We start from the raw sequence: 5,941 nt of genomic DNA on the forward strand, positions 1-5,941 counted from the left end.
TGTTGAACTCAGTATCTTCTGGCAATTGAGAAGTTACTGTCAAGACTTTACCGTCTTTAGTTACTGAAACAACGACTCTAGCTACCATCTTATCGTAAGTAACAGTTGTATCGTTACCTTGTACTTCTTCAACAGTATAAATGTGAGTACCTTCTTCACCACGTTTGTACTCAAGTGCAGAGAACTTGATCTTACCTTTAGCATCATTGCTTACAGTTTCAATCACATTACCCTTGCTATCTTTAAGTACAAAGCTAAACTCACCAGCCTTAAGTTGACGGCCTTCAAGTTTCTTAGTGAATTCAAACTCAACTTTAGTTGGGATATTGATTACACGTTTTTCTGTTGGTTTTTCTGGTTTTTCAACAGATTTCTTAGTTGGGTCGTATTGGTGAACGATTTGTGAGGCTGTATTTTCAATGTCAACACCGTCCTTAGCAGATTGTTTAATTTCTGCTGGGATTTCAAACTTGTAGTAACGTCCGAAGGCGAACTTAGTTGTGTCGATGACTTGTGTATTTTCTGCATCTCCAAGTGACTTAGTAAGGTCAGCTTTAGATGTTGCAGTAATCACACCGTTTTCAACCTTGATATCAAACTTAGCTGTCACATCTTCTCCTGTTACAGAGTCGTATGCCTTAATACCAGCTCCGTTGACAGTCAAGTTTGCACTGTCATATTTATCTGTAATACCAACAGATTGAATATTGTGTGCTTCAGTGAATTTAGTTGTATCCAACCATACTTGGTAGTATACTTTATCACCTTTCTTGAGTGTCTTAGTATTGATATTTTGAGCTTCGTTGTTATCAGTCTTATCAACGTAAGGATTTGCATTTGTTTCCGCAATCTTATCCTTCAACTCTTTATCATCGTTGAGAAGTTTGTCACCTGTAATATCGAATTTAGATTCGTTCAAGATGTATTTCTCTGGATTGAAGTCTGGAGTTTCTGGAGGAGTTACACGGTTGTTGAACTCATTGTCTGCTGGATCTGTTACGTTAGTGATAAGAGCTTTCGCTGTTCCGTCATGTTTAACTTCTACAGTTACTACTGCTTTCATCGCATCGTAAGCGACAGTTCCATCAGTACCCTTCACTTCTTCAACTGTGAATTTGTGAACGCCCGCTTGTTCTTTCTTGAATTCAAGTTTAGAGAACTTAACGTTACCAGAGGCATCGTTCATTACAGTTTCAAGGACTTTACCTTCTGAATCTTTCAATACGAAGCTGAATTCGTTAGCTTTCAATTCACGTCCTTCCAGACGTTTAGTGAAGTTGAACTCTACTTGTACTGGTACGCTGTTAACACGTTTTTCAGTTGGTTTGCTTGGTTTTTCAACAGTCTTGCTTACTGGGTTGTAGTAGTTCACTACTTGAGCCGCAGTATTTTCGATGTCTACTCCACCTTTAACGTCCGCTTTAACAGTTGCTGGAATATCAAACTTGTAGTAACGTCCGAATTCGAATTTAGTTGTGTCGATGATTTGAGTATTTTCTGCATCGCCAAGTGACTTAGTGAAGCCATCTTTAAGGGTTGCTGTGATTACTCCGTTAGCTACTGTGATATCAAATTTAGATGTTACATCAGCACCAGTTTTACCATCGTAAGCTTTGATTGCTGAAGCATCAACATCAACTTTAGCCTCATCATAGTCATCTGAGATTCCTACAGATTGGATGTTGTCTTTGTTGTTTGCATCAAATTTAGTTGTATCTAACCATACTTGGTAAACTAGTTTTTGACCTGGTTTAACTGATTTAGTGTTAATGTTTTGAGCTTCATTGTTATCAGCTTTATCAGCATATGGGTTTGCATTTGTATCTGCATACTTGTCTGCTAATTCTTTATCATCATCTAATAATGAAGTTCCTGTTAGGTCAAATTCTTTTTCGTTTAGAACGTATTTCTCTGGGTTGAATTCTGGAGTTTCTGGTGGTGTTACTGTATTGTTGAACTCTTTGTCTGCGATGTCGCCTACAGTAGCCACAAGAACTTTAGCTGTTCCGTCGTGTGATACTGTTACTGTGACATTTGCTTTCATAGTATCGTATGTTACAGTTCCGTCAGTTCCTTTAACCTCTTCAACTGTAAAGTTGTGAACACCTTCTTCACCCTTCTTGAATTCAAGAGCTTTGAACTTAACGTTACCATCCGCATCGTTGCTTACAGTTTCAAGGACTTTACCTGTTGAATCTTTAAGAACGAAGTTGAATTCGTTAGCTTTAAGCTCACGACCTTCCAAGCGTTTAGTGAAGTTGAACTCTACTTGTACTGGTACGCTGTTGACACGTTTTTGAGTAGGTTTGTTTGGAGTTTCAACCTTCTTAGTTGTTGGGTTGTAGTAGTTGACTACTTGAGCCGCAGTATTTTCGATATCTACACCAGCTGCCACATCAGCTTTCACTGTCGTTGGGATGTCGAACTTGTAGTAACGTCCAAATGCGAACTTAGTTGTGTCAATAACTTGAGTGTTATCCGCATCGCCAAGTGACTTAGTGAAGCCAGCTTTAAGAGTTGCAGTAATCACACCGTTATTAACTGTGATATCGAATTTATCTGTTACATCGTCACCTGTTACTGAATCGTAGGCTTTGATCTTAGTAGAATCAAGATCCAACTTCGCTTCATCGTAGTCATCTGAGATGCCTACTGATTGGATGTTGTCCTTGTTAGCTGCGTCAAATTTAGTTGTATCCAACCACACTTGGTAAACAAGTTTATCACCACGTTTAACTGACTTCGTATTGATGTTTTCTGCCTCGTTGTTATCAGTTTTATCAACGTAAGGATTAGCTTCTGTTTCAGTGTATTTGTTTGTTAACTCTGAATCATCATCAAGAAGTTTGTTATCTGTGATTGAATATTTCTCTGTATTCAATACATATTTCTCTGGTTGGAACTTAGGCTCAGTTGGAGGTGTTACTACGTTGTTGAACTCTTTATCAGCGATATCGCCAACAGTTGCCACAAGAACTTTAGCTGTTCCATCGTGAGAAACAGTTACTGTTACATTCGCTTTCATAGTATCGTATGTAACGGTTGCGTCTGTTCCAGCTACTTCTTCTACAGTGTAGTTGTGAACGCCTGCTTGTTCTTTCTTGAATTCGATAGCTGAGAACTTAACGTTTCCATCTGCATCGTTGCTTACAGTTTCAACAACTTTACCTGTTGAATCTTTAAGCACGAAGCTGAATTCGTTAGCTTTCAACTCACGACCTTCCAAACGTTTAGTGAAGTTGAATTCTACTTGTACTGGTACGCTGTTGACACGTTTTTGAGTAGGTTTTTCAGAATCTTTAACTTTCTTATTGAATGGATTGTATTGGTGAATTGTTTGGTTAGCGGTATTTTCAATATCTACACCAGCTTTAACTGTTTGTTTAACAGTTGCTGGGATATCAAATTTATAGTAACGACCAAACTCAAATTTAGTTGTATCAATAACTGGACTTGCGTCTGTAGCGCTGATAGGTTTAGTCAAGCTTGCTTTAGATGAAGCACTGATTACACCGTTTTCAACGTTGATGTCGAATTTAGCTGTTACATCTTCACCAGTGATACCATCGTAAACCTTGATATCATCAGCGTTGATATCAAGCTTATCTTTTTCGTAGTTATCTTTGATACCAACTGTTTGAAGATTGTTTTCTGCTGTAAATTCTCGAGTATCAAGCCATACTTGATAGTAAATCTTTTGACCACGTTCAACTGACTTAGTATTCAAGTTTTCTTTTTCGTTGTTTGACGCAACGTCCGCATATGGTTTCGCATTGGTATCTGCGTACTTGTCTTCCAACTCTTTATCATCATCGGCAAGTTTGTTACCAATGATATCGAATCTTGGTTCTGAAACAACGTATTTCTCTGGTTTGAAGTTAGGAATTACCTCGTTATCGAAGACACGATCGTCAGCGCCATAAGCATCTCCACCTACTGTAGCGTAAGAAACGACAGTTGTTAATTGAGCACCTGGTGCAGGTTGGATAACTTGAACAGTAACATTGACTTTCATGTTATCGTAAGTAACTGTTGTGTCAGTTCCTTTAACTTCTTCTACTGTGTAGTTGAATGTCTTACCAAGATCTGCTTTAACGTAGTTGATAGTAGAGAATTTAACTTTACCTTCGGCATCATTCTTAACTGTTTCAAGAACATTACCTTCTTCATCTTTCAATTCGAAAGTAAATTCTTGATCTTTCAACTGACGTCCGTTAAGTGTCTTACCAAAGATCAACTCGATAGCAGTTGGAACGTTGTTAACACGTTTTTCAGTTGGTTTTTCTACTGGTTTTTCTTTCTTAGTAGTTGGGTTGTAATAGTTAACTACTTGAGCTGCTGTATTTTCAATTTCAGCACCATCATAAGCACCGTCAGCAACCTTAGCTGGAATGACAAACTTGTAGTAGCGTCCAAATTCGAACTTAGTAGTATCGATAACTTGAGTGTTTTCTGCATCGCCAAGTGACTTAGTGAAGCCAGCTTTAAGAGTTGCAGCAATCACTCCGTTATTAACTGTGATATGGAATTTGTCTGTAACGTCGTCACCACTCTTACCATCGTAAGCCTTGATTGCTGATTCACTTACTTCCAATTTAGCTTTATCGTAAGTATCAGTGATACCAACAGATTGAATGTTATCCTTGTTGTTTGCATCAAATTGAGTTGTATCAAGCCATACTTGGTAGTTGATAGTGTCACCACGTTTTACTGGTTGAGTATTGATGTTTATAAAGTCGAATATTGGTTTTTCATCTTTGTCAACTTTACCTGTATCAATTTTTTCGTTGTTGTCAGTTTTATCGACATATGGATCAGTATTTGTTTCTCCATATTTATCAGTCAACTCAGAATCATCATCAAGAAGTTTGGTACCAGTGATATCGAATTCACCTTTATCTTTGCTAAGAACGTATTTCTCTGGTTGGAACTTAGGTTCTTCTGGAGGACGAACAGTATTGTTGAACTCTTTATCAGCGATATCGCCAACAGTTGCCACAAGAACTTTAGCTGTTCCATCGTGAGAAACAGTTACTGTTACATTCGCTTTCATAGTATCGTATGTAACGGTTGCGTCTGTTCCAGCTACTTCTTCAACTGTGTAGTTGTGAACACCAGCTTGTTCTTTCTTGAATTCGATAGCTGAGAACTTAACGTTTCCTGCCGCATCGTTCGTTACAGTTTCAACTACTTCACCAGCTGAATTCTTAAGTACGAAACTGAATTCGTTAGCTTTAAGCTCACGGCCTTCCAAGCGTTTAGTGAAGTTGAACTCTACTTGTACTGGTACGCTGTTTACACGTTTTTGAGTAGGTTTGTTTGGAGTTTCAACCTTCTTAGTTGTTGGGTTGTAGTAGTTCACTACTTGAGCTGCAGTATTTTCGATATCTACACCAGCCGCCACATCAGCTTTCACTGTTGTTGGAATGTCGAACTTGTAGTAACGTCCGAAGGCGAATTTAGTTGTATCGATCACTTGAGTGTTGTCCGCATCGCCAAGTGACTTAGTGAAGCCAGCTTTAAGGGTTGCAGTAATCACACCATTGTTCACAGCGATATCGAATTTATCTGTGACATCGTCACCTGTTACTGAATCGTAAGCTTTGATCTTAGTAGAATCAAGATCCAACTTAGTTTCATCGTAGTCATCTGAGATTCCTACTGATTGGATGTTGTCTTTGTTAGCTGCGTCAAATTTAGTTGTATCCAACCATACTTGGTAAACCAACTTATCGCCACGTTTAACAGTCTTCGTATTCAAGTTTTGAGCTTCGTTGTTTGAAGTTCCATCTGCGTATGGGTTTGTATTTGTTTCACCATATTTATCAGTCAATTCAGAATCATCATCAACGAGTTTGTCGCCTGTGATATCGAATTTCTCTTCAGAAACAACGTATTTCTCTGGTTGGAACTTAGGTTCTTCTGGAGGACGAACAGTATT

1 protein-coding gene is annotated in these 5,941 nt (G+C 38.4%); it reads right to left on the bottom strand.

Annotated elements, in window-relative coordinates; all coding sequences use genetic code 11:
• On the bottom strand, nucleotides 1-5,941 hold a 5,941-nt coding region (locus H7T93_RS09775), incomplete at both ends, for an SspB-related isopeptide-forming adhesin (RefSeq protein ID WP_311635556.1).

The organism is Streptococcus sp. 9.1, assembly GCF_016648815.1.
Lineage (GTDB): Bacteria > Bacillota > Bacilli > Lactobacillales > Streptococcaceae > Streptococcus > Streptococcus salivarius_E.